Source organism: Okeania sp. SIO2B9, from assembly GCF_010672505.1.
Classification (GTDB): domain Bacteria; phylum Cyanobacteriota; class Cyanobacteriia; order Cyanobacteriales; family Microcoleaceae; genus Okeania; species Okeania hirsuta.
Window position 1 is genome coordinate 1 of sequence record NZ_JAAHGK010000535.1, and the last position, 4,822, is coordinate 4,822.

Sequence of the window (4,822 nt, forward strand, 5' to 3'; positions counted from 1 at the left end):
TCAAACTTATCGACTGCTAAATTATCAGTTAGTAGATAACTATCTACAAGTTGAACTTGCAACACCTATTCCACTCATTGGCAAATTTGGCTATTTTAATTCTCAACAAGTACACTTATCTAAATGGGCAAAAATTCTCTACTTCAATAGTGCTAATTTACCAGAAGCACCCCCAGATAAAGCCTTACTATGGGTCAAAGAAAGAACTCAAATTAAACTTAAACCGGAACCTTATTCCCAACTAGCATCCAATGAACAAATAGAACTTTTTTCTGGAGAAACTTATGTTATCCAAGGTTATGCAAGTGTGGAAGATCATTTTCGAGTATCTTTAACTAAAGCTATCCCAGGTTTTGGCGATACAGGATATATCGATCCACAAAAAGTGGAAATTATCAGACAAGGGGAAACAGTAAAATATAATCAAACAGCGATCGCTCTGAAAACCCTCAACAATACCGTCATCAAAAAGCAACCAACAAACGAAGCATATTTAAAACCAGATGAAAAATTAATTCTGCAAAAAGGAATGGTTTATGGTGTCTCCAACTACACATACCAAAATAACCATACCAGAATATTACTCACAGAAAACCTACCCGACTTTGGTAACGAGGGGTACGTTTATCCAGATTTTGTGCAATTAACTGAAGCTAGTCAAGCTTTTGCTACTGCTGCCACACTCAAATTTTTAGGTCCTACAGAAGTTTTGGTGAATCAAAGCACAACTCTCCGGGGTACTTATGATCCTAGTCAAGGAAAAACTGTAACAGTGACTGCGGAAGATAAATATCCATTGCCAGTGAATCTTGACTCAGAGTGTGGTTTATGGGAAGTCAAATTAAGTCGAGGTTTTAATACAGAGGGAACACGGTGGTTACGCTTACAAAGTCTTGATAGTAAGGGAAATGTTGTTGATAGTAAAGTAATTAATATTTATGTAAGTTCAGAACCAATATCTGCTGGAAAAGATACTAAATTGAAAGTTGTCAAGGATACTTGGTTTAAATTATATCCTATAGATAGTTCCAAGCTTAATAATCAACAAAAAGTTAGGGTTGACGCAGGAGAAATTTTTACTGTTGAAAAATATGGATTAGTTGATGGGCATTTAAAAGTGGTATTGAGTAATGCAATATCACCGATAGGGAATTTTGGCTATTTTTATGAACCCTATGTTGAAATGACAAAAGGTTCTAAACTTCTACTATTTGATTTTACCGATGTTCCAGATACTTATATCAGCGCTAAAATATTGGTAGTTCAAAAAACTTTTATTAAGGGTAGTCCAGAAGATTCATCTCAACTTGATGATAATCAAAAAGCAGAATTATCTCTAGGTCAGACTTTGGCAATTACTGGTTATGCTTCCACTAAAGGACATTTTCGCGTAACTCTGCTGGAATCTATTCCCGGTTTTGGTAAAGTGGGATATATCTATTGGCAGCACGCTAGAATCAAGAAACAAGAAGAGGAAATACTCTACGATCCTAATGCTATGACGATGACGGTTCGAGAAACTACCGTGATAAAAAAGCGACCTTTGTTTTCATTTTTGTTAGGTCGCTCAGAAAGAGTAACGTTACCTATTGGTCGAGTATACGGGGTGAATAGTTATGCTGTAGAGGGAAATCATCTCAAAGTTGCTTTGACCGAACAAATGGGGGAATTTGGTAATACTGGTTATGTGTTTCCTAGTTATTTTTTGTTTAAACGTGGGAATAAATCTTTTAATCCCATTAGAAATAATATAGAGCTGAATGTACCCTATTTTTCTCAACGTGATAACCCTCGGTTTTATTGGTCTACTTGTAATGTAACATCGATCGCCATGATATTTGCTTATTATGGAGTACGGTCTTATTGAGGCGATCAGTTAGAAGATGAGTTATTGGAATGGTGTTTTAATAATTATGGTCAGGGTTCAGAAACAGACCACAGTGTATTATCAGCGTTAATTCGTGCTTATGATTTTGAGACAAGTTTTAGTACTACCCGTGAGTGGTCTGAGGTAAAAAATGAGTTGAATAACCGTCGTCCAGTAGTTGTGGCAGGAGACTTTACTGCTAGCGGTCATATATTGACAGCGATCGGATATAACTACAAGGGTTATATTGTTAACGATCCTTGGGGGAATGCTTTAACTGGTTATTCTGATACTGAAGGTACTCGTTTAACTTATCCCTATGATTACATGGATCGAGTTGCAGGTCCTAATGGAGGTGTTTGGGCGCATTTTATTCGGAAAAAGTAGCATAGCGCGTAGCGCTAGGGAATAGAGGGAATAGGAAGTCCAGTAGGGTGTGTTAGCAGTAGCGTAACTGAGCAAGACCCTACATCTATTGTCAGGTCAGTGCCTAAGTCCTGTTCATTTAAAACATAAGTTGCAAAAATGTATCCAAATCCTGCAGTTTTGTTTATTTACTAATCTCAAATAACTGGATAATATCGTAAATGTAAGCGAATTTAAAACTTAATTGAACAGGACACCATGATGAAATTACAAAATTTAAAATCTGGAAAAAATGATATTACCTTTAAATCTCAGGGATTAAACCTTTCAGCTCACCTCTACACACCAGAAGGTTTTGATCCAAATGGTAGCTATCCCGCTATTGTCTTTTCGTCAGCCTTTAACCAAGTGAAAGAGCAAACCGGAGCCGTTTACGGTCCTGAGCTTGCCGAACGCGGTTATGTCATGATCGTTTTTGACCATATCGGTTATGGCGACAGCGAAGGGGAAATTCGTAACAACGAAAATGCATTTGTGAAGATTGAAAGCATCCGCGATGCGGTTAGCTTCATGGGTACACTTCCCTTCGTTGACCGTGACAACCTCTTTGGCATCGGCGTTTGCGCATCAGGCGGTTACATGGCTTTGACTGCCACGACAGATAAACGCTTGAAAGCGATTGCCTCTGTATCCGGCATGATGGGCAATAAGGCTAGCTACTTTGAAGCGATGGATCGTGAGACTGTTACAGCCTTAATCGCTAGACAAAATGCAGGTCGTCAAAAAGCCTATGAAACAGGCGTCGTCGAATATGTTGATGCGCTTGGCATGGGAGCAGAAGTGGAAGCGGTCAAGAATGGAGCAACACCGAGCGAAGGTTATGATTATTATATGACCAAACGTGCGGGTGCGGAAACTTACCCCAACTACTCGCACCTGTCGCCATCCTTTATGCTTGAAGCACCGATGTTGGCTGATGCGACAAGTTACGCACCTTACCTCTACACGCCATACATTGGCATCATTGGTGAAAAGGCGATGGAGCCTGCTAGTGGTGTTCTCATGACAGGACCACTAACAAAAACTTTCTTCGATAAAGCATCTGACCCGAAACAGTTTGTTGAAATCGAAGGCGCATCCCATGTTGACCTGTACGACAGAGACGAATTTGTTTCTAGAGCCATTGACGCGATGGACGGGTTCTTCAAAAAGCATGGTGGCGCACAAACCAAAGCCCAACCATAGTCAGTCCCAGCGGTAGCCTACAGTGCTTTTCAGTTGAGTAGACCACAAAACTGTTGTAAGAGTAATGAGTAAGGAGTAATGAGTAATGAGTAAGGAGTGAGGAGTAATGAGTAATGAGTAAGGAGTCAGTATGATTGTGGTTTATTCATTATTAAACCGCTGTAATATCATGTCCGGTTGAATACTTACATTTTGGAGGAGGTAAGGCAGAAGCGGTGCGACCCCTTGCGCCTGTCGGCGCAAGGGAATGCTGACCAAGAGAGGGAATGCGCACCAAGAGAGGAAAGAAAAGGTACTTACGGGAAAAGGTTTTTTTATCACTAATTATTGCTCTGCTGATTAAATATAAAAGCATTTACAGATAAAGGTTTTAGCCATTTTAAGTCGTGAAAAAGTATCAGTTTTTCGGTGAAAAGAGCTGCATAAAGTGAGGACGTTGGGGCAGGGCGAGGCAGAAAAATCAAGGAAAAATTATTTCTCCTACAATCCCAGTCTTCCCACATTCCCCTCCTGGGAGGGGTTAGGGGTGGGTTCCCACACTTCCCACCCGGACCACACTTTGCTTTTTTCAACAAGCCCTAATTATCCGGACATGATATAATGCGACTAAACGAAGTGGATCGCCCATGCCTCCTCTAGGCGATCCACTTCAAACAAGATAAGGTGATTTAATATGAATACAAAAAAGATACATTTCAGTGATTTGAGAGAGTACCACAGCTTTTTAGGGCTTCCAGACCCGGAACATCCTTTGTTTTCTGTGGTAGCTATGTCGTCCAACAAGACAAATGATACAAAATGTGACGATCGAGATATTACACTAAGCGGTGATTTTTATTCGGTATCACTCAAGCATATTACATCCGGCGAAATCTTTTACGGCCGCACAAAATATGACTGTAAAAACGGCACAATGATTTTCATGGCTCCGAAGCAGGAAGTGAAGGTTGTGGGGCTAAATGTAAAATCAACAGGCCGCACAATTGTTTTCCATGAGGATTTTATCCGTGGGTATTCGATCAAGGATGAAATCAAGAAATATAACTATTTCAGCTACGCAGTCAACGAAGCCCTACATTTGTCGCAAAAAGAGGAACAGATGATTTCAGGGTTGATTGATCAGATAGAATATGAATATCACAGCAACCAAGACGAATTCAGTAAAGAGCTTATTCTCTCACAGCTAGATACGTTGTTAAAATATGCCAATCGTTTCTATCACCGTCAGTTTTTGCATCGTAAAGAAAATAACTCTAATTTACTTGATAAATTCATTGATGAAGTTGAGCGTTATATGAATGAAGATCAGATTTATGGAAAAGCAATTCCAACAATTGAAGAAAT

At 39.7% G+C, this 4,822-nt stretch carries 5 protein-coding genes; 4 read left to right on the forward strand and 1 reads right to left on the reverse strand.

What is annotated here, in order from left to right; translation table 11 throughout:
* The 3 genes from F6K13_RS18545 to F6K13_RS18555 all read left to right on the forward strand — a co-directional run.
* Positions 1-1,867, forward strand: a 1,867-nt coding sequence (locus F6K13_RS18545) for a peptidoglycan-binding protein (RefSeq protein ID WP_287287967.1), incomplete at its 5' end; no start/stop codon positions are given.
* Positions 1,868-1,891: 24 nt separating this feature from the next.
* Complete coding sequence (locus tag F6K13_RS18550; protein ID WP_287287968.1) at positions 1,892-2,254, forward strand: C39 family peptidase; 363 nt, start codon at positions 1,892-1,894, stop codon at positions 2,252-2,254.
* Between the two features lie 237 nt (positions 2,255-2,491).
* A complete protein-coding gene (locus tag F6K13_RS18555; protein WP_124154728.1) occupies positions 2,492-3,478 on the forward strand; it encodes an alpha/beta hydrolase in 987 nt (328 codons plus the stop codon).
* 320 nt (positions 3,479-3,798) lie between these two features.
* Here F6K13_RS18555 and F6K13_RS18560 read toward each other — a convergent pair whose 3' ends face one another.
* Positions 3,799-4,053, reverse strand: a complete 255-nt coding sequence (locus tag F6K13_RS18560; protein WP_124154727.1) for a hypothetical protein — start codon at positions 4,051-4,053, stop codon at positions 3,799-3,801.
* Between the two features lie 98 nt (positions 4,054-4,151).
* Here F6K13_RS18560 and F6K13_RS18565 point away from each other — a divergent pair.
* Positions 4,152-4,822, forward strand: a 671-nt coding sequence (locus F6K13_RS18565) for a hypothetical protein (protein WP_287287969.1), incomplete at its 3' end; no start/stop codon positions are given.

Excerpts from the sequence above, each read along its gene's own strand:
- F6K13_RS18555 (WP_124154728.1), top strand. The coding sequence starts at position 2,492 with ATGATGAAATTACAAAATTTAAAATCTGGAAAAAATGATATTACCTTT.